Source organism: Streptomyces tirandamycinicus, from assembly GCF_003097515.1.
Classification (GTDB): Bacteria; Actinomycetota; Actinomycetes; order Streptomycetales; family Streptomycetaceae; genus Streptomyces; species Streptomyces tirandamycinicus.
This window is the reverse complement of record NZ_CP029188.1, coordinates 5,533,848-5,554,662: the sequence shown is the minus strand read 5'-3', so window position 1 is coordinate 5,554,662 and position 20,815 is coordinate 5,533,848. Positions and strand designations below refer to the sequence as shown.

At 74.9% G+C, this 20,815-nt stretch carries 5 protein-coding genes and 1 pseudogene; 3 read left to right on the top strand and 3 right to left on the bottom strand.

Features of this window, described 5'->3' with window-relative positions:
• Positions 1–34: 34 nt before the first annotated feature.
• Together DDW44_RS24305 and DDW44_RS24300 are read right to left on the bottom strand one after the other, a co-directional pair.
• Positions 35–3,376: pseudogene (locus DDW44_RS24305) on the bottom strand (type I polyketide synthase); the annotation flags it as partial.
• A gap of 112 nt (positions 3,377–3,488) precedes the next feature.
• Complete coding sequence (locus DDW44_RS24300) at positions 3,489–17,267, bottom strand: type I polyketide synthase (protein WP_108907736.1); 13,779 nt, start codon at positions 17,265–17,267, stop codon at positions 3,489–3,491.
• 240 nt (positions 17,268–17,507) lie between these two features.
• Here DDW44_RS24300 and DDW44_RS24295 point away from each other — a divergent pair, with 240 nt between their 5' ends.
• The 3 genes from DDW44_RS24295 (at position 17,508) to DDW44_RS24285 (ending at position 19,957) form a co-directional block, all read left to right on the top strand.
• Entirely contained in the window at positions 17,508–17,885 is a 378-nt protein-coding gene (locus tag DDW44_RS24295) for a YybH family protein (RefSeq protein WP_017946701.1), read from the top strand.
• A 102-nt stretch (positions 17,886–17,987) separates the two neighbouring features.
• Positions 17,988–19,418, top strand: a complete 1,431-nt coding sequence (locus DDW44_RS24290) for a flavin monoamine oxidase family protein (RefSeq protein ID WP_244224101.1) — start codon at positions 17,988–17,990, stop codon at positions 19,416–19,418.
• 110 nt (positions 19,419–19,528) lie between these two features.
• The gene (locus tag DDW44_RS24285; RefSeq protein ID WP_108907734.1) at positions 19,529–19,957 is read left to right on the top strand and encodes a YybH family protein; all 429 of its coding nucleotides are present in this window, start codon (positions 19,529–19,531) and stop codon (positions 19,955–19,957) included.
• 137 nt (positions 19,958–20,094) lie between these two features.
• On the opposite strand, the gene DDW44_RS24280 is transcribed toward DDW44_RS24285, so the two are convergent.
• A complete protein-coding gene (locus DDW44_RS24280) occupies positions 20,095–20,673 on the bottom strand; it encodes a maleylpyruvate isomerase N-terminal domain-containing protein (RefSeq protein ID WP_108907733.1) in 579 nt (192 codons plus the stop codon).
• Between the last annotated feature and the right edge of the window lie 142 nt (positions 20,674–20,815).

Below are 20,815 nucleotides of genomic sequence, written 5' to 3'. Positions count from 1 at the left end.
CGGGGCCGCCCATGCCGGGCGGCCCCGTGCCGCGTCAGTCCGCCGCCCGGCCGAGCTGGGTGTCGATGAAGTCGAAGATCTCGTAGGCGGACGCGGACGCGATCAGCTCCTGCACGGCCGGGTCGCCGGACGCCGGGTCGGCGGCGGGCGTGCTGCCGGACAGCCGTTCCAGAAGGCCGCGCAGCCGGGCCTCGACCTCGGCGCGGGTGTCGCCGTCGGCGGGCAGCGCGTCGAGCGACGCCTCCAACCGGTCCAGTCCGTCCCGGACGGCGCGGGAGGGCTCGTCGGGTGCCGGGCCGGCCGCGTCGAGTACGAAGGCGGCGAGGGCGCCCGGGTTGGGGTGGTCGAAGACCACGGTGGCGGGCAGGGTCAGGCCGGTCTCCCTGGCCAGCCGGTTGCGCAGCTCGACGCCGGTGAGGGAGTCGAACCCGAGGTCCCGGAAGGGCCGGTCGGGGGAGATCCCGGACGGGTCGCCGTGCTTGAGGACGCTCGCGACGAGGTTGGTGACGATCTGCAGCACGTACTGCTCGCGCTGGGCGACGGCCAGTTCGGCGAGCCGCTCGGGCAGCGGTACGCCCTCGGGCTCCGCCGCCTCCGGCTGGGCGGTCCGCTGCGCGGGCACGCGGGCCGTGCCGCCGTCGGCCGGCACGAGCTGGTCCAGCCAGTAGCGCTGGTGCTGGAAGGCGTACGTCGGCAGGGGGACCCGGCGGGCGCCGGAACCGGCGTAGAACGCCTCCCAGTCCACGCGCGCGCCCCGTCCGTGCAGCAGGCCGAGGGCCCGGACCAGGGACTGCGGCTCGGGCACGCCGGCCCGGACGAGGGCGGTGACGACGGTGGCGTCGGCGTCGTGGACGGACTGCGCGGCGAGGGCGGCGAGCGCTCCGCCGGGGCCGATCTCCGCGTAGGTGCGGACGCCCTGCCGCTCCATCGCGGTGACCGCGTCGGCGTACCGCACGGCCTCGCGCACCTGCCGTACCCAGTAGTCGGCGGAACGCAGATCCTCACCGGCGGCGAGACGACCGGTCAGCGTGGAGACGACCGGGATCCGCGGGGCCTGGAACTCGACGCCCTTCAGAACCGTGCGGAACTCCTCCAGCATCCCCTCCATACGCGGCGAGTGGAACGCATGCGACACCGACAGCCGCCGCACCCGGCGACCGGCCCCGGCGAACCGGGCCGCCACCTCCTCCACCGCCGCCTCGTCGCCGGAGATCACCACAGCCGTAGGCCCGTTGACGGCCGCGACACCCAACTCGGCCTCCCGGCCCACGAGCAGCGGAGCCACCTCCGCCTCCGACGCCTCCACCGCCACCATCACACCACCCCCCGGCAGCGCCTCCATCAACCCCGCCCGAGCAGCCACCACCCGGCAGGCATCCGCCAACGACAACACACCCACCGCATGCGCCGCCGCCAACTCCCCCACCGAATGACCCGCCACCACCGACGGAACCACACCCCACGACTCCACCAGACGGAACAACGCCACCTCGAACGCGAACAACGCCGGCTGCGCCCACCCCGTCCGATCCAAACGCCCCGAACCGTCCTCCTCGAACATCACCTCCCGCAACGACCCACCCAACAACGGATCCAGCACCCCGCACACCTCACCCAACACCGACGCGAACACCGGATACGACGCAGCCAACTCACGCCCCATCCCCACCCGCTGCGCACCCTGACCCGAGAACACAAAACCCAACGCGCCAGTGCCCGACGCGGAGGACGCGGTGAGGGTGTCGAGGGCGCGCAGATCGGCGAGGAGCGCGTCGCGGTCGGCGCCGACGGCCACCGCGCGGTGGTCGAGGGCGGCGCGGGCGGTGGCGAGGGTGTAGGCGACGTCCTGCGGGTCCAGGTCGGGGTGCCGCTCGACGTGGTCGAGCAGCCGCTCCGCCTGCGCCGCGACGGCCTGGGGCGTACGGCCGGACAGCAGCCACGGCAGCACGGGGAGCCGTACGGGCGCCGGGGCGGCCCCGGTGCCGTCGGTGTGCGCGACCGCCTGGGCGGGCGCCTCCTCGATGATGACGTGGGCGTTGGTACCGCCGAAGCCGAAGGAGGAGACGGCGGCCCGGCGCGGCCGTTCGCCGCGCGGCCACTCCCGCTCCTCGGTCAGCAACTCGACGGCGCCCGCCTCCCAGTCGACCATCGGCGTGGGCTCCTCCACGTGCAGGGTGCGCGGCATCAGCCCATGCCGCATCGCCTGCACCATCTTGATCACCCCGCCGACACCGGCGGCGGCCTGCGCGTGCCCGATGTTGGACTTCAACGAGCCCAGGTACAACGGCTCTTCACGCTCCTGGCCGTACGTGGCCAGCAGCGCCTGCGCCTCGATCGGGTCGCCCAACCGGGTGCCGGTGCCGTGCGCCTCGACGACATCCACATCCGCCGGGGCCAGCCGCGCGTCGGCCAGCGCCTGCCGGATCACCCGCTCCTGCGAGGGACCGTTCGGCGCGGTCAGTCCGTTGCTCGCACCGTCCTGGTTCACCGCGCTGCCGCGCAGCACCGCGAGCACCCGGTGCCCGTTGCGGCGAGCGTCCGACAGCCGCTCCACGACGAGCAGGCCCACACCCTCCGACCAGCCGACGCCGTCCGCGCCCGCGCCGAAGGACTTGCAGCGACCGTCGGGGGCCAGGCCCCGCAGACGGGAGAACTCCACGAAGGCGACCGGCGTGGACATCACGGTGACACCGCCGGCCAGCGCGAGGTCGCACTCGCCGTTGCGCAGGGCGTTCGCCGCCAGGTGCAGGGCGACCAGGGAGGAGGAGCAGGCGGTGTCGACGGAGACGGCCGGGCCCTCGAAGCCGTAGGTGTACGACAGCCGGCCGGCGGCGATGCTGCCCGCGCTGCCGCTGAACAGGTAGCCCTCGAAGTCCTCCGGGGGCAGGTGCGGCCGGGAGCCGTAGTCGCTGTACATCAGGCCGGTGAACACGCCGGTGCGCGAGCCGCGCAGGCCGGTGGGGTCGAGGCCGGCGTCCTCGAAGCCCTCCCAGGCGGCCTCCAGCAGCAGGCGCTGCTGGGGGTCGATGGCGACGGCCTCGCGCGGCGACATGCCGAAGAACTCGGGGTCGAAGCGGTCGGCGTCGTGCAGGAAGCCGCCCTCGCGGCCGTAGGAGGTGCCGGTGCGCTCCGGGTCCGGGTCGTACAGGGAGTCCAGGTCCCAGCCGCGGTTCTCCGGGAACGCGGTGACCGCGTCCGTGCCGTCGACGACCAGGCGCCAGAGGTCCTCCGGCGAGCCGACCCCGTTCGGGTAGCGGCAGGCCATGCCGACGATCGCGATCGGCTCGTGGCGCCGTTCCTCGATCTCCCGCAGCTGTCGGCGCGCCTCACGGGCATCGGCGACGGCCTTCTTGAGATAGTCGCGGAGCTTGTCCTCGCCCGCCATGATCTGTCAACTCCCGGGTGTCGTGGGGTGGTGTGCCTGGGATTTCCGAGCCCCTCGGGTGCGCGACGTGTGCCCCGCACCCGAGGGGCTGGACGTGACCGGCTCAGTCGAACTCGTCCACCAGGGCGAAGAGTTCCTCGTCCGTGGCCGAGTCCAGGTCGTCGTCGCCGTCGTCGCCGTTGTCGGCGGGGGCGGTGGCCTGGGCCGCCGTGTCGGCGGCGGCGAGCAGTTCCAGCAGCCGCGCGGTGATCCGGTCGTGGGCGTCGCGGTCCGCGGCGACGGACTCGATGACGGTCCGCAGCCTGCCCAGTTCGGCCAGGACCGGCTCGTCGGGCGTGGTCTCCTCGACCACGAGCCGGGTGGCCAGGTAGTCGGCCACGGCCTTGGGCGTCGGGTGGTCGAAGACCAGCGTGGTGGGCAGCCGCAGCCCCGTCTCGGCGGCCAGCTGGTTGCGCAGTTCCACGGCGGTCAGCGAGTCGAAGCCGAGTTCCTGCACGGGGCGGTCCGCGCCGATCGCCGAGTGGTCGCTGTGGCCGAGTACGGCGGCCACGCGGGCCCGCACCAAATCGCTGAGGAGCCGGCCGCGTTCGGCGGCGGACAGCGGCGCGAGCCGTTCGGCGAGCCTGGGACCGTTGTCCGGGTTGGGCCCGGCGGTGGCCGCGGGCTTCGTGGCCCGGGTGCGGACGAGGCCGCGCAGCACGGCCGGGATCTCGTCGGCGGCCCGGCCGCGCAGCGCGCGCAGGTCCAGCCGGGTGACGCCGAGGACGCTCTCCCCGGCCGCGGGCGCGGCGTCCAGGAGGGCCATGGCGTCGTCGGTGGCCAGCGGCAGCAGCCCGGAGCGGGCGAGGCGGCGCAGGTCGGTGTCGGCGAGGTGCCCGGTGATGGTGCTCGACTGGTCCCACAGGCCCCAGGCCAGCGACAGGGCGGGCAGGCCGTGGGCGCGGCGGTGTGCGGCGAGGGCGTCCAGGAAGGTGTTGCCGGCGGCGTAGTTGGCCTGTCCGGCGGTGCCGAGGAGGCCCGCGATCGAGGAGTAGAGCACGAAGGCGTCGAGGTCGAGGTGGCGGGTGAGGTCGTGCAGGTGCCAGGCGGCGTCCGCCTTGGGCCGCAGCACGGTGTCCACCCGTTCCCCCGTCAGCCCTTCCAGGGTGGCGTCGTCGAGGACGCCCGCGGTGTGGATGACGCCGGTCAGCCTCGGGCCGACGCGTTCGATCAGCTCGGCCACCTGCGCGCGGTCGGCGACGTCGCACGCCTCGACCGCCACCTCGGCGCCCAGTTCGCGCAGCTCGTCGCGGAGTTCGGCGGCGCCCGGCGCCTGCGGGCCGCGCCGGCTGACCAGCACCAGCTCGCGCACCCCGTGCTCGGTCACCAGGTGCCGGGCCAGGACGGCGCCCAGGGTGCCGGTGGCGCCGGTGACGAGGACGGCGCCCCGGTCCCAGCGCGGCAGCGGTTCCTCGGAGCGGCGGACCCGGGCCAGCCGGGGCACCAGGAGGTCCGCTCCGCGCAGCGCGCCCTGCGGTTCGCCGGTGCCGGCCACCCGGGCCAGCGCCGCGCCGAACCAGGCCGGGTCGGCGTCCGCGTCGGCGTCCAGCAGCAGGACGCGTCCGGGGTGCTCGGACTGCGCCGACCGCAGCAGACCCCATACCGGGGCGTGGACCAGGTCGGTCACGTCCTCGCCGGGCGCGGCGGCGACGGCCCGGCGGGTCACCGCGAGGATGCGGGTGGCGGCCAGCCGCTCGTCGGCGAGCCAGGTCTGGACGTCGGTCAGCGCGGCCCGCAGTGCGGCGCGCGCCGCCTCGGGGAGGTCACCCGCGGTCTCGGGGAGGTCGCGGGCGGTCTCGGCGGTGAACGGGACGACCAGGACGGAGGGTGCGGTCGCGCCCTCGTCCAGGGCGCCGCGCAGGGCGTCGAGGTCCGGGTAGGCGGTGGCGCCGGTCAGGCCAAGGGCGGCGGGGCCGGGTTCGCCGAGCACCGCCCATCCGGCGGGCACCGGGTGCGGCGCGGCCCCGGTCAGCGGGGTCCACTCGACCCGGAGCAGGCCGTCGGGCTGCGCGGCCGCGGCGGAGAGGGCCTCGGCGGACAGCGGGCGCAGGGTGAGATCGTCGACGGTGACGAGCGGGGCGCCCGTCTCGTCGGCGACGGTCAGCGCGGCGACCGGGGATTCGGTGCCGCTGACGGCGAGCCGGACCCGCAGCGCCGAGGCCCCGGTGGCGTGCACGGTGACGCCGGACCAGGAGAAGGGCAGCAGCGGGTGTCCGCTCTCCCGGGTGACGCCGGGCAGCAGGGTGTGCAGGGCGGCGTCGAGCAGCGCCGGGTGGACGGCGAACCGGGCGGCGTGCTGCCGCTGGTCGGCGTCGAGGGCGACCTCGGCGTAGAGGTCGTCGCCGGCGGTCCACACGCGGCGCAGATTGCGGAAGGCGGGCCCGTAGGCGTAGCCCTGGTCGGCGAGCCGGTCGTAGGCGCCGGTCAGGTCGGCCTCGGTGGCGCCGGGCGGCGGCCAGGCGGCGAGGGTCGCGGCCGGGGCGGGGGTGTCCTCGGCGTGCAGGGTGCCGTGGGCGTGCAGGGTCCAGTCGTCGTCCGCCGGGCCGTCCTCGGGCCGGGAGTGGATCCGCACCGGGCGGGTGCCGTCGGCCTCGGCGGCGCCCACGGTCACCTGGAGCCGCACGGCGCCGCGCTCGGGCAGCGTCAGCGGGGCGGCGAGGGTGAGGTCGCCGACGGCCGGGACGCCGGTGCGCTCGCCGGCGGCGAGGGCGATCTCCAGCAGGCCGGTGCCGGGCACCAGGACGTTGCCGGCGACGGCGTGGTCGGTCAGCCAGGCGTGGGTGTGCCGGGAGAGCCGTCCGGTGTAGAGGTGTTCGTCGCGGTCGGCGAGGGACACTCCGGCGCCGAGCAGCGGGTGGCCGGCGGCGGCCAGTCCGAATCCGGCGGCGTCGCCGACGGTGGCAGGGGCGTCGAGCCAGTACCGCCGCCGCTGGAAGGCGTAGCCGGGCAGGGCGGTGCGGCGCGCGCCGGGGAACAAGGTCTCCCAGCGCGGCCGGACGCCGCGCGCGGCGAGCAGGCCGAGCGCCGTGGTGAAGGTGCGGTGCTCGGGCCGGCCGCGGCGCAGTGCGGCGGTGACGGTGCCGGACTCGGCGGTCAGCGACCGCTGGACCAGGGCGGTCAGCACACCGTCGGGGCCGAGTTCCAGCCACTCGGTGACGCCGTGCTTTTCCAGCAGCCGAACGCCGTCGTAGAAGCGGACGGCCTCCCGGATGTGCCGCGCCCAGTAGTCGGGTGAGGCGAGCTGTTCGGGGGTGGCGAACTCGCCGGTGACGTTGGAGACGACCGGGATGCGGGGGGCGTGGAAGGTGAGGCCGGCCGCGACGGCGCGGAACTCGTCCAGCACCTCCTCCATGTGCGGCGAGTGGAAGGCGTGGCTGACCAGGAGGCGCTTGGTGCGGCCGCCGCGGGCGCGCAGCTCCTCGGCGAGGGCGTCGACGGCGTCGGCGTCCCCGGAGATCACCGTGGAGCGGGGCCCGTTGACGGCGGCGACGGACACCCGGCCGGCGTACGGCGTGAGGAGGTCGCGCACCTCCGCCTCGGTGACCTCGACGGCGGCCATGGCACCGCCCTCGCGGGCGGCCTGCATCAGCCGGCCGCGTTCGGCGACGAGGACCGCTGCGTCCGCGAGGTCCAGCACCCCGGCCAGGTGGGCGGCGGTGACCTCGCCGATGGAGTGGCCGAGCAGGTAGTCGGGGGTGATGCCGTGGTGCTCGGCGAGCCGGTAGAGCGCGGTCTCCACGGCGAACAGCGCGGCCTGGGTGAACGCGGTCTGGTCGAGCAGCGCGGAGTCGGCGGAGTCCTCCGGGGCGAACAGCACGGTCTTCAGCGGCCGGACCAGGGTGCGGTCGAGGTGGCCGCAGATCTCGTCGAACGCGGCGGCGAACACCGGCGAGGACGCGTACAGTTCGCGGCCCATGCCGAGGCGCTGGGAGCCCTGCCCGGTGAGCAGCACGGCGGTCCTGCCCGGCCGTCCGGACGGGACGGGCAGCGCGTTCGGGCCGCTCTCGCCGCGGGCCAGCACGGCGAGCTGGTCGAGCAGTTCGGCGCGATCGGCGGCGATGACGACGGCCCGGTGGTCGTGCAGGGTGCGGGTGGTGGCCAGGGAGTGGCCGAGGTCGGCGAGCGGCACCTCGGGGTGCGCGGTGACGTGCTGGTGCAGCCGGGCCGCCTGGTCGCGCAGGGCGTCCGGGAGGTGCGCGGAGATCAGGTAGGGCGCGGTCTCGGGGGCCTGGGGCTCGCCCGCCGGGGCGGGGGTGTCCGGCTCCTGGATGATGACGTGGGCGTTGGTGCCGCTGATACCGAACGACGAGACGGCGGCCCGGCGCGGCCGTTCGCCGCGCGGCCACTCCCGCTCCTCGGTCAGCAGTTCGACGGCGCCGGCCGTCCAGTCGACCATCGGCGTGGGCTCGTCCACGTGCAGGGTGCGCGGCATCAGCCCGTGCCGCATCGCCTGCACCATCTTGATCACCCCGCCGACACCGGCGGCGGCCTGCGCGTGCCCGATGTTGGACTTCAACGAGCCCAGGTACAACGGCTCTTCACGCTCCTGGCCGTAGGTGGCCAGCAGCGCCTGCGCCTCGATCGGGTCGCCCAGCCGGGTACCGGTGCCGTGCGCCTCGACGACGTCCACATCCGCCGGGGCGAGGCCCGCGCTCTGCAGGGCCTGCTGGATGACGCGCTCCTGGGAGGGGCCGTTGGGGGCGGTGAGGCCGTTGCTGGCGCCGTCCTGGTTGACGGCGCTGCCGCGCAGCACCGCGAGGACCCGGTGGCCGTTGCGCCGGGCGTCGGACAGCCGCTCGACGAGGAGCAGGCCCACGCCCTCCGACCAGCCGGTGCCGTCCGCCCCGGCGGCGAAGGACTTGGAGCGCCCGTCGGGGGCCAGGCCCCGCTGGCGGGAGAACTCGATGAACACGTGCGGTCCGGCCATGACGGTGACACCGCCGGCCAGCGCGAGGTCGCACTCGCCGTTGCGCAGGGCGTTCGCCGCCAGGTGCAGGGCGACCAGGGAGGAGGAGCAGGCGGTGTCGACGGTGACGGCCGGGCCCTCGAAGCCGTAGGTGTACGACAGCCGGCCGGACACCACGCTGGACAGGTTGCCCGCGAGCAGGAAGCCCTCGTACTCCTCGGGGCTCGCCGCGAGCCGTGAGACGTAGTCGTCGTACATGGCGCCGGTGAAGACGCCGGTGCGCGAGCCGCGCAGGCCGGTGGGGTCGAGGCCGGCGCTCTCGAAGGTCTCCCACGCGGTCTCCAGCAGCAGCCGGTGCTGCGGGTCCATCGCGGTGGCCTCACGCGGCGAAATCCCGAAGAACTCGCGGTCGAACAGGTCGGCCTCGTGCAGGAAGCCGCCGTGGCGAACGTACGAGGTGCCGGTGCGCTCCGGGTCCGGGTCGTACAGGGCCTCCAGGTCCCAGCCGCGGTTCTCCGGGAAGGTGCTGACGGCGTCCACGCCCTCGGCGACCAGCCGCCACAGGTCCTCCGGCGAGCCGATCCCGCCGGGGTAGCGGCAGGCCATGCCGACGATCGCGATCGGCTCGTCGGCCGCGGCCCGCCGGACCGGGCGGGCGGGGACCGCGGCGGCGGTGACGTCGGCCAGCCGGGACAGCAGGTACTCGGCGACGGCCTGCGGGGAGGGGTGGTCGAAGACGACGGTGGCGGGCAGCCGCAGCCCGGTGGCCGTGTTCAGCCGGTTGCGCAGTTCGACACCGGCGAGCGAGTCGAAGCCGATCTCCTTGAAGGCCCGCTGTGGTTCCAGGCGCTGCGGGTTCGGGTGTTGGAGGACACCGGCGACCGTGTCGCGCACCAGGTCGAGGACCGTCTCGCGGCGCTCGTCCGCGGGCAGCGCGGCCGTGCGCGTCGCCCAGTCGGAGCCGCCGCCCGCGGTGGCCGCGGCGGCGGTGCGCCGGGGCCGGGTGCGGACCAGGGCGCGCAGCAGGGGCGCGGGGTGGGCGTCCGCCGCGCGCAGCGCCGCCAGGTCGAAGGCGGCGGGCACGCGCACGGCCTGCTCGCCCGCGAGCGCGGCGTCGAACAGGGCGAGACCCTGCTCGGGGGTGAGAGGGCGGATGCCGGCCCGGCTCCAGCGGGCGAGGTCGGCCTCGCCGAGGGTGCCGCCCATGCCGTACGTGGCGTCCCACAGGCCCCAGGCCAGTGACAGCGCGGCCAGGCCGTGGGCGCGGCGGTGGGCGGCGAGGGTGTCCAGGAAGGCGTTGGCAGCGGCGTAGTTGGCCTGTCCGGCGGTGCCGAGCAGACCGGAGACAGAGGAGAACAGCACGAACGCGGCGAGGTCGAGGTCGCGGGTGAGGTCGTGCAGGTGCCAGGCGGCGTCCGCCTTGGGCCGCAGGACCCGCTCCAGCTGCTCGTCCGTCAGGCCTTCGACGGTGGCGTCGTCGAGGACGCCGGCGGTGTGGACGACACCGGTGAGCCGCTCGCCGATGCGGCCGATCAGCTCGGCGAGCTGTGCGCGGTCGGCGACGTCGCACGCCTCGACCGCCACCTCGGCGCCCAGTTCGCGCAGCTCGTCGCGGAGTTCGGCGGCGCCCGGCGCCTGCGGGCCGCGCCGGCTGACCAGCACCAGCTCGCGCACCCCGTGCTCGGTCACCAGGTGCCGGGCGAAGAGGGCGCCGAGTCCGCCGGTGCCGCCGGTGATGAGCACCGCGCCGTCGGCGAGTGCGCCGGGCAGCTGCCCGCCGGTCGCGGCCCGGACGAGCCGCGGAGCGAGGAACCTGCCTTGTCGGATCGCGAGTTGGGGTTCTCCGGCGGTGAGCGCGGCACGCAGCAGCGCGGTGTCGCCGTCACTGTCGCTGTCGCTGTCGACCAGTACGATCCGGTCCGGGTGCTCGGACTGGACGGTGCGGGCCAGGCCCCACACGGGGGCGGTGGCCAGGGAATCGGCGTCCTCGCCGGGTGCCGTGGCGACCGCTCCGCGGGTGACGACGACGAGCCGGGTGTTCTCCTGCCGGGGGTCGGCGAGGAAGCGCTGGACGAGGCCGAGGAAGGCGCTCGCCGTGCGGCGCGCGGCGGCGGCCCGGTCCTCGGCCGCTTCCGCGACGAGCAGTTCCGGGCGCACGACCAGGGCGTCGGCCTCGGGCAGTTCGCCGTCCGCCGCCTGAGCGAAGGTCAGGTCGGGGGCGTCGGGTACGGCGACCGGCTGCCACTCGATGTCGTAGAGGGTGTCGGTCCGGCGGGTGACGGCGGCGAGCTGGTCGCGGGCGATGGGCCGCAGGGTCAGCCGCTCCAGGGAGACCACGGGCGCGCCGGCCGGGTCGGTGGCGGTGAGGGTGTAGCCGTCGGCGCCGGTGGGGGCGATGCGCACGCGCAGCGCGGTGGCGCCGCCCGCGTGCAGGGTGAGGCCGGACCAGGCGAAGGGCAGCCGGATGGAGTCGGCGCCCGTCGCGTCGCCCGCCGCGTGCAGGACCAGCGGGTGCAGCAGGGCGTCGAACAGCGCGGGGTGCAGGCCGTACCGGTCGGCCCCGGCGTGCTGGTCGGCGGGGAGCGCGACCTCGGCGTACAGCTCGTCGCCGGAGCGCCACAGCGCGGTCAGCCCCTGGAAGACCGGGCCGTACCCGTAGCCGAGTCCGGCCAGCCGGTCGTAGGCGTCGTCCAGCGGTTCGGCGGTGGCGTGGGCGGGCGGCCACTCGGCCGGTACGGCGGCCGTGGCGGCGTCGGCCGGGCTGCCGCCGAGGGTGCCGGAGGCGTGCCGGGTCCAGGCCTCCGCGTCGCCGGACCCGGTGTCGGGGCGGGCGTACACGCCGAAGGCGCGGGCGCCGGTGGAGTCGGGGGCGCCGACGGCGACCTGGACCCGCACCGGGGTGTGCTCGGGCAGCACCAGCGGGGCTTCCAGGGTCAGCTCGTCGACCCGGTCGGCGCCGAGGCGTCCGCCCGCGGCGAGGGCGAGTTCGAGGAAGGCGGTGGCGGGCACCAGGACGGTGCCGCCGATGGCGTGGTCGGCGAGCCAGGGGTGGGTGTCGGTGGAGAGCCGGCCGGTCAGCAGCAGGTCGTCCTGGCCCGCCACGTCCACCGCGGTGTGCAGCAGCGGGTGGTCGGCGGGGTCCAGGCCGAGGCCGCGGGCGTCGGCGGGGCCGTCCGGGGCGAGCCAGTAGTGGGTGCGCTGGAAGGCGTAGGTGGGCAGGTCGACGCGCCGGCCGCCGGGGTGGAAGGCGGTGGCGTCCAGGGGCGCGCCGTGCGCCCAGGCGAGGGCCAGCCCGCCGGTGAACGCCTCCGGCTCGTCCCGTCCCGTCCGCATCAGCGGGACGGCGGTCGCGGTGTCGCCGAGCGCGGAGCGGGCCAGGGACGTCAGCACGGGGTCGGGGCCCGCCTCGACGAGGACGGTGACACCGTGCCGGGCGAGGGTGCGCAGCGCGTCCAGGAAGCGCACGGGGCGGCGGATCTGGTCGGCCCAGTACTCCGGTGAGGTGAGCTGCTCGGTGGTGGCGATCTCACCGGTGACCGTGGAGACGACCGGGATGCGCGGCGGGTGGAAGGTGAGGCGGTCGACGACCGCGCGGAACGCGTCGAGGACGTCGTCCATGTGCGGCGAGTGGAAGGCGTGGCTCACCTGGAGCCGGCGGGTGCGGCGGCCTCGGCCCTCCCAGCGCGCGGCGAGTTCCACGGCGGCGTCCGCGTCGCCGGAGACCACCACGGAAGTGGGGCCGTTGACGGCGGCGAGGGCGAGCCGGCCGGTCAGCTCCGCCAGCTCCGGCGCGAGTTCGGCCTCCTCGGCCTCGATCGCGACCATCGCGCCGCCCGCCCGTGCGGACTGCATCAGCCGGCCGCGCGCGGCGACCAGCTCGGCCGCGTTCTCCAGGGAGAGCACCCCGGCCAGGTGGGCGGCGGTGACCTCGCCGATCGAGTGGCCGGCCAGCAGGTCGGGCACCGTTCCGTGGTGCTCGGCGAGCCGGAACAGCGCGGTCTCCACGGCGAACAGGGCGGGCTGGGTGTAGGCGGTGCGGTGCAGCAGCTCCGCCTCGGGGCTGCCCTCGGCGGCGAACATCACCTCGCGCAACGGGCGCTCGAGGTGCGGATCGACGGCGGCGAACACCTCGTCGAGGGCGGCGGCGAACACCGGTGAGGATGCGTGCAGTTCGCGGCCCATGCCCAGGCGCTGGGCACCCTGGCCGGTGAAGAGGAACGCGGTGCGGCCGGCGCCGGCGGCGCTGCCGGTGAGCACGTCCGGCGCGGTGCCGCCGTCGGCGAGGACGGCGAGGGCGGTGTTCAGCGCGTCCGGGGTGGTGCCGGTCAGGACGGCGCGCTCGGGCAGGGCGGTCCGGGTGGCGGCGAGGGACCAGCCGATGTCGGCCGGGCGCGGGTCGCCTTCGGAGGTGAACTCCCGCAGTCGCGCGGCCTGGGCGCGCAGTGCCTCGGGGCTGTGCGCGGAGAGCAGCCACGGGCCGGTGGTCGCCTCGGCCACGGCGGGGGCAGTGGGCGCCTCGGCCGCGGCGGGGCCGGTGGGCGCGGCGGGCTGGAGATCCGGCTCCTCGATGATGACGTGGGCGTTGGTGCCGCTGATGCCGAAGGAGGAGACGGCGGCCCGGCGCGGCCGTTCGCCGCGCGGCCACTCCCGCTCCTCGGTCAGCAACTCGACGGCGCCGGCCGTCCAGTCAACGTGCGGCGTGGGCTCGTCCACGTGCAGGGTGCGGGGCATCAGCCCGTGCCGCATCGCCTGCACCATCTTGATCACCCCGCCGACACCGGCGGCGGCCTGCGCGTGCCCGATGTTCGACTTCAACGAGCCCAGGTACAACGGCTCTTCACGCTCCTGGCCGTACGTGGCCAGCAACGCCTGCGCCTCGATCGGGTCCCCCAGCCGGGTACCGGTGCCATGCGCCTCGACGACATCCACATCCGCCGGGGCCAGCCGCGCGTCGGCCAGCGCCTGCCGGATCACCCGCTCCTGCGAGGGACCGTTCGGCGCGGTCAGTCCGTTGCTCGCACCGTCCTGGTTCACCGCGCTGCCGCGCAGCACCGCGAGGACCCGGTGCCCGTTGCGGCGAGCGTCCGACAGCCGCTCCACGACGAGCAGGCCCACACCCTCCGACCAGGAGGTGCCGTCGGCGGCGGCGGCGAAGGACTTGATCCGGCCGTCGGGGGCCAGACCGCGCTGGCGGGAGAACTCCACGAACATGCCGGGCGAGGACATCACGGTCGCGCCGCCCACGATGGCCAGGGTGGTCTCGCCCGAGCGCAGCGAGCGGACGGCCAGGTGCAGGGCGACCAGGGAGGAGGAGCAGGCGGTGTCGACGGTGACGGCCGGGCCGACCAGGCCGAGCTGGTAGGCGATCCGGCCGGAGAGCACGCTCGGGGTGGTGCCGGTCAGCACATGGCCCTCGACGGTGTCCGGCGCCTCGTGCATGCGCGGCCCGTACTCCAGGGCGGTGGCGCCGACGAACACGCCGGTGCGGGTGCCCTTGAGCGCGGCGGCGTCCAGGCCGGCCCGCTCGACGGCCTCCCACGCGGTCTCCAGCAGCAGCCGCTGCTGCGGGTCCATGGCGAGGGCCTCGCGGGGCGAGATGCCGAAGAACTCGTTGTCGAAGTGGGCGGCGTCGTGCAGGAAGCCGCCATCACGGACGGTGCTGTGGCCGCCCGCGGTCGGGTCGCCGTCGTAGAGGCCGGGGTCCCAGCCGCGGTCGGTGGGGAAGCCTGAGATGGCGTCGCCGCCGTCGGCGAGCAGCCGCCACAGGTCCTCCGGGGAACCGACGCCGCCCGGGTAGCGGCAGGCCATGCCGACGATCGCGATCGGCTCGTCGGCTCCGGCGGCCGGGGCGGTGAGGTCGTCCTCGTCGGCGGCGCCGGTGTCGGCGAGCCGGGCGTCGAGGTAGGTGATCAGGGCGGCCGGGGTCGGGTGGTCGAAGAGCAGGCCGCTGGGCAGGCGCAGGCCGGTGGCGGTGGACAGCGCGTCGCGCAGCTCGACCGACATCAGCGAGTCCAGGCCGAGGTCCTTGAAGGTGGCGTGCAGCTCGACGCGGCGCTCCGGGCCGTACTCCAGGACGGCCGCGATGCGGTCGAGTACGACGGCGGTGGTGTCGGTGCCGGCGGCCGGGCGGCGTGCGGGCCGGGCGGCGGGGGCGGGCTGTTCGGTGGGGGCGGGCAGCGCGGCGGCGGCACGGGCCGGGCCGCCGATCCAGTAGCGCTCCCGCTGGAAGGCGTAGGTGGGCAGCGGGACGCGGCGGCCGGCGGCCGGGGCGTGGACGGCGGTCCAGTCCACGTCGGTGCCGCGGGCGAACGCGCCGGCGAGCGCGGTGAGCAGGGTGCGCGGCTCGGGGCGGCCGGCGCGCAGCGCGGCGATCGGTGCGGCGGCGGCGGTGTCCTCCAGGCAGTCGGCGGCCATCGTGGCGCAGACCGCGTCGGGGCCGATCTCCAGCAGGGTGGTGGCGCCCGCGGCCTCCAGGGTACGGACGGCGTCCAGGAAGCGCACGGGGCGTCGGACCTGCTCCACCCAGTAGTCGGGCGAGGTCCACTCGCCGGGCAGGACCGCCTGTCCGGTGACGGTGGACACGGCGGACACGCGCGGCTCGTGGAAGGTCAGCCGCTCGGCGAAGCGGCGGAACTCGTCGAGCATGGGCACCATCAGCGGCGAGTGGAAGGCGTGCGAGACGGTCAGCCGGCGAGTCCGGCGACCCTCGGCGGCGAGCCGGTCCGCGATCCGGGTGACCTGCTCGGCGACGCCGGAGATCACCACCGAGCGGGGGCCGTTGACGGCGGCGATCGCGACCTCGTCCTCGAGGCCGGCGAGCAGCGGCAGCACCTCGTCCTCGGCGGCCTGGACGGCGACCATGGCGCCGCCTTCGGGCAGCGCCTGCATCAGCCGGCCGCGCGCGGCGACCAGCTGCGCCGCGTCCTTCAGGGAAAGCACCCCGGCGACGTGCGCGGCGGCGATCTCGCCGATGGAGTGCCCGGCGACCAGGTCGGCGCGCACGCCCCAGCCGGCCACCAGCCGGTGCAGGGCCACCTCGACGGCGAACAGCGCGGGCTGGGTGTAGCCGGTGTCGTCCAGTCCCTCGCCGGAGTCGACGACCTCGGCGAGCGGGCGGTCCAGCAGCGGCGCGAAGTGCGCGCACACCTCGTCGAAGGCGGCGGCGAACGCGGGGAAGGCGGCGCGCAGTTCGCGGCCCATGGCGATGCGCTGCGCGCCCTGCCCGGTGAACAGCAGGGCGGTGCGGCCGGGACGGGCGACGCCGGTGACGACGTCCCGGGCGGGCGTGCCGACGGCCAGCGCGTCCAGGCCGGCCAGCATGCCGTCGCGGTCGTCGGCGAGAACGACGGCGCGGTGGGTGAAGACGGTGCGGGTGGCGGCGAGGGAGAAGCCGACATCCGCGGGGCGCGCGGTGCCGTCCGCGACGGCCTCCCGCAACCGGCCGGCCTGCGCCCGCAGGGCGTCCTCGCCGCGGGCGGTGACGATCCAGGGCAGCAGAGCGCCGTCTTCCACCGCGCCGCCCGGCACCTCGGCAGCGCTGGACACCCCCGCCGTGTCCGGCACCTCAGCAGTGCCCGGCGCCTGCGCGCCCGGCGTCGTCCCGGTCGTGCCCGGTGCCCCCTCCAGCACCACGTGGGCGTTGGTGCCGCCCATGCCGAAGGAGGAGACGCCGGCGATCAGCGGCTGGTCTGGCGCGGGCCAGCCGGTCAGCTCGCGCTGCACGCGCAGGCCCAGGTCGGCGAGGGGGATGGCGGGGTTCTCGGTCGCGAAGTTCAGGCTCGGCGGCAGGGTGCGTCGGGAGAGCGCGAGCAGGGTCTTCACCAGGCCGGTGATGCCCGCAGCGCCCTCCAGGTGACCGACGTTGGTCTTCACCGAGCCGACACGCAGCGGCCGGTCGCCGGGGCGGGCGGCGCCGAGTACCGCACCGAGCGCGGCGGCCTCGATCGGGTCGCCGACCGGGGTGCCGGTGCCGTGGAGTTCGACGTACTGCACGGCGGCGGGGTCGACCCCGGCCCGCGCGTACGCCTCGCGCAGCACCCGCTCCTGCGAGGCCTGTCCGGGGACGGTGAGGCCGGGGGTGGCGCCGTCGTTGTTCACCGCGCTGCCCCGGATGACGCCGAGGACGGGGTCGCCGTCGGCGAGCGCGCGGGACAGCGGCTTGAGCACGACGGCGGCGCCGCCCTCGCCGCGGACGAACCCGTTGGCGCGGGCGTCGAAGGTGTAGGTGGTGCCGTCGGGCGACAGGCCGCCGAAGCGCTCCTGGGTGACGGCACCCTCGGCGAGGAGGTTGAGGTTGACACCGGCGACGATCGCCGCGTCGGATTCGCCGCTGCGCAGCGACTCGCAGGCCAGGTGCACGGCCAGCAGGGACGACGACTGGGCGGAGTCGACGGTGAGGCTGGGGCCGTTCAGGCCGAGGTGGTAGGAGACCCGGTTGGCGATGACGCCCCGGTTGACGCCGGCCATGGTGTGCTGGGTGACCGCGGCGGCGCCGTGCTGGTAGAGCAGGGCGGCGTAGTCGTCGCGCAGGGTGCCGACGAACACGGCGGTGCGGCTGCCGCGCAGGGCGGCGGGCACGATGCCGGCGTGCTCCAGGGCCTCCCAGGCGAGTTCCAGCACCAGCCGCTGCTGCGGGTCCATGGTGACGGCCTCACGGGGGGCGACCCCGAAGAACGCGGCGTCGAAGTTGTCGACCCGGTCGAGGAAGCCGCCGCGGCGCATGCCGGGGACGGTGTCCTCGGGCGTCTCCTCGCCGATCGCGGAGCGCCAGCGGTCCTCCGGGACCGGGGTGATGGCGTCCGAGCCGGTGCGCAGCAGCTCCCAGAACGCCTCGGGCCCGTCCGCGCCCGGCAGGCGGCAGGACAGACCGACGACCGCGATCGCCTCGCCCTCGCTCCGACCCGTCACGGTTGTTTCCACGTTCTGCTGATTCGTCATCGCGCCCGACTGCCTTTCCGGCCGAATTACCAAGACTTCCGATCAGATGCCGAAACCTGTGGGCCGATCATAGCCAGCGCATTCTCTCCCACCCCTCAGCAGGCAATCTCGAACGGGTAATTCCGGGATGCGAGAGCGCGGAATTACCGACCGATGGGCGATCCGCAGAACGACCTCGAATACCATCCGTACCGGAAATGACCCGAACGCCGACATCCAGAAGGCAGGTCGACAGTTCCTATGTCACAGCTGCACGAGACCGTGGAAAAGCACACCGCGCAATATGTCGACGCGTTCAACCGCGGTGACTTCGAAGCCATGGACTTCTTTTACACGGACGAGGCCGTCGCGGTCTGGGAGCCGGGCAAGCCGCTGACCGGTGACGCGCGCCGGGAATACCAGCGGGCGTTCCTGGCCCGCGGCCCGAAGATCAGCACCAAGACCCGGCAGATCTTCGTCACCGGGGACACGGCGCTGCTGATCGTCGACTGGGAGATCGACTCGGTCGACGACGAGGGCAAGCCGGAGCACCTGACGGGCACCGGTGTGGACGTGCTGCGGCTCGGCGAGGACGGCATCTGGCGCTACGCCGTCGACGACCCGTACGGCCAGAAGTAGTCCGGCCCGGACGGCCCTCCCCGCCTCTCGCCGTCCTCCCGCTTCCCGCATCCCATCCGTCGGGCCGTCGTCAGACGTGCACCAAACATCCCTGTGGAAGACATGAGACACCTAAACGACACCAGCGCAGAGGCTACGACATCGCGGCGTCCTTCGCGCCGGACTCTGCTCAAGGCGATCGGCGGCACGGCCGCTCTGGCGGCGGCCCCCGTGCTCGCGGCCGGCCCGGCCGGGGCGGCCGAGGGGGGCCCGTACGACGTCATCGTGATCGGAGCGGGATTCGCGGGGATCACGGCCACCCGCGAACTGCGGGCCCGCGGCAAGCGGGTACTGCTCCTGGAGGCGCGGGGCCGCGTCGGCGGCCGCACCTACGTCGACACCTTCGGGGGCCACCAGGTGGAGATGGGCGGCACCTGGGTGGAGACCACCCAGCCGCACATCGCCGCCGAACTGACGCGGTACGACATCGCCCTGACCGAGGAGCACCCGGTGGACCGGGTCCTCCTGCCGACGCCCTCCGGTCCGAAGGAGTTCACCCCGGAGGACGCCTTCAACCGCACGGGCGCGGTGCTGGAGAGGCTCTTCGACGGGTCCCGCCAGTACTTCGAGCGCCCCTTCGAGCCGCTGTACCGGTCGGACCTGCTGCAGAGCCTGGACCGGCTGTCGCTGCGCGACCGGCTCAACCAGCTCGGCCTCACCGCCGAGGAGGAGCTGCTGGTCAACGGGCAGACGGCGATCTACTCGGGCGGCTCCAGCACGCAGGGCGCGCTCACCATGCTGTCGCACTGGTGGTCGCTGGCGGGCTGGAGCAACCAGGGCTGGGCCGACACCCAGCGCTGGCGCATGACCAACGGCACGTCCGGGCTGCTCGACGCCATGCTGGCGGATGCCAAGCCGGTGCTGCGGCTGAACTCCCCGGTCGCGTCGGTCACCGACACCGGTTCGCTGGTGTACGTGACGCTGAAGTCGGGGGTGCGCTACAGCGCGACCCGCGCGGTCGTGGCCGTGCCGGTCAACGTCTGGCCCACCATCAGGTTCTCGCCGTCGCTGCCGGCTGCGCACACCACGGCCGGCGCCCAGGGCATCGCGGTGCCGAACGCGTACAAGATGTTCATCCACGCCAAGGCCGGGGCGGGCAAGTTCTCCGCGCAGGGCGCGGAGGGCGGTTCGCCGATCCCCATGCTGATGCCCTTCAAGGAGACGAGCCAGGGTCTGCTGTACGTCGCGTTCAGCACCGATCCGACGCTCGATCCGGCCGACAAGGCCCAGGTCGCCAGTGCCGTCCGCCAGCTCGGCGCGGAGCTGGACATCATCGAGGTGCGGGCGCACGACTGGGGCCGGGACCCTTACGCGCGCGGCGGATGGGCCTTCCGCAAGCCGGGGCAGCTCACCTCGCTGTACCCGTCCATCCACAACACCAGCGGCCGGGTCGCCTTCGCGAGCGGTGACGTGGCGAACGGCTGGTCGGGCTTCCTGGACGGGGCGGTCGAGTCGGGGCTGCGCGCGGCCCGACAGACCCTCGGCCTGGAGTAACCGAGCGACCTCGGCCGCCGGGGGGCGGAAGTCTTCCCGGCCCCCGGCGGCCGAGTCCCCACGTCCCTTCACGTCCCAGTCACCTTCACAGAGAGGCGGGCCGGTTCACGATGGCCTACAACTTCAGCACCGACTTCGACCCGAACAACCCTGACCTCACCGACGACCCCGACACCCAGAACGAGGTCTTCCTCCAGGCGTTCAACACCGGCGACGGGGCGATCTTCGACAGCCTCTACCGCAAGGACTCCATCTCCAACTTCTCCGGCGAGCCCCTCACCGGAGGGGCGCGGCTGGCCTGGTTCAAGGAGTTCCTGGCCGCCAAGCCCTCGCTGAAAGCGGAGCTGACCCACTCGTACGTGGCCGGCGACGTGGCCCTGGTCGGCGTCCGGTACAGCATCGACACCGTGGGCAAGGACGGCGAGCCGGTCCACCTCGAGGGCGTCTGCACCGACGTGCTGCGCCGCATCGAGGACGGCCGCTGGCTGATGGCCATCGACCGTCCGGTGGCCTCGACGGGCCTGGTGGCCGCCGAGTAACCGAGCACCCGCGCCGGTGATACGACACCGGACGCCCCCGGGTCCCGACCCGGGGGCGTCCGTGTGTCCGGCGGCAGCCGGTTCGGCGCGCGGCGGCCGATCAGCGCTCGGCGGCCGGCAGCGCGTGCTCCGGCCGGTCAGCGCGCGGTGCCGTCCCAGCGCCAGTCCGTGCGCCGGGGCAGGCCGGGCAGCGCGATCCGGCCGGCGCACCACAGCAGGGTGTCGGCCGGCCGCTGACCGCTCGGCGCCTCGGGGAACAGGCGGTCGACGACCGGCGCGCACAGCTCGCCGTCCAGGGCCGCCTCGATGCCGAAGCCCTGGGCGATGTCGCGGCTGTGCACCAGGAGTTCCAGGGCTCCGGCGGCGGCGAACGCGCTCGCGTCACCGGGACCCCAGGGGTGCCAGGCCCAGGCGCCGGGGTCCGTGGTGCGCACGGTCTGGGCGAGCAGGGTGCCGCCGATCCTGACGCTCTCCGCGATCTCGTCGGCGGGCGCCGACGCGTCCATCGCGACCCGCAGCGCCACATAGCGGTCGGTCGGGCGGGCGATCAGCAGCGCCGCGTAGCCGTACACCGCCTGGGAGAGGTGGTCGACGGTCTGCGTACAGCTCCAGGTCAGTTCACCGGCGGGCCGGGACCAGTCCCCGGCGCATTTCTCGAGAAGTGCCGCGCTGTCCTCGGCGGCGGCGGAAACAAGGGAGTCCCAAGGCTCGTTCATGGGCTCATAGTGCCAGACGGAACCGGGCCGCCGAAAAGCCCGCCCACCGCCCGGCAATCCGCTGGTAATCGTCCGGTAATCCAGTGTCCTCACAGCGGTCTCGGCGCACCTTCCGCGGGTTCTCGAGGCGTTACCGGGGTGA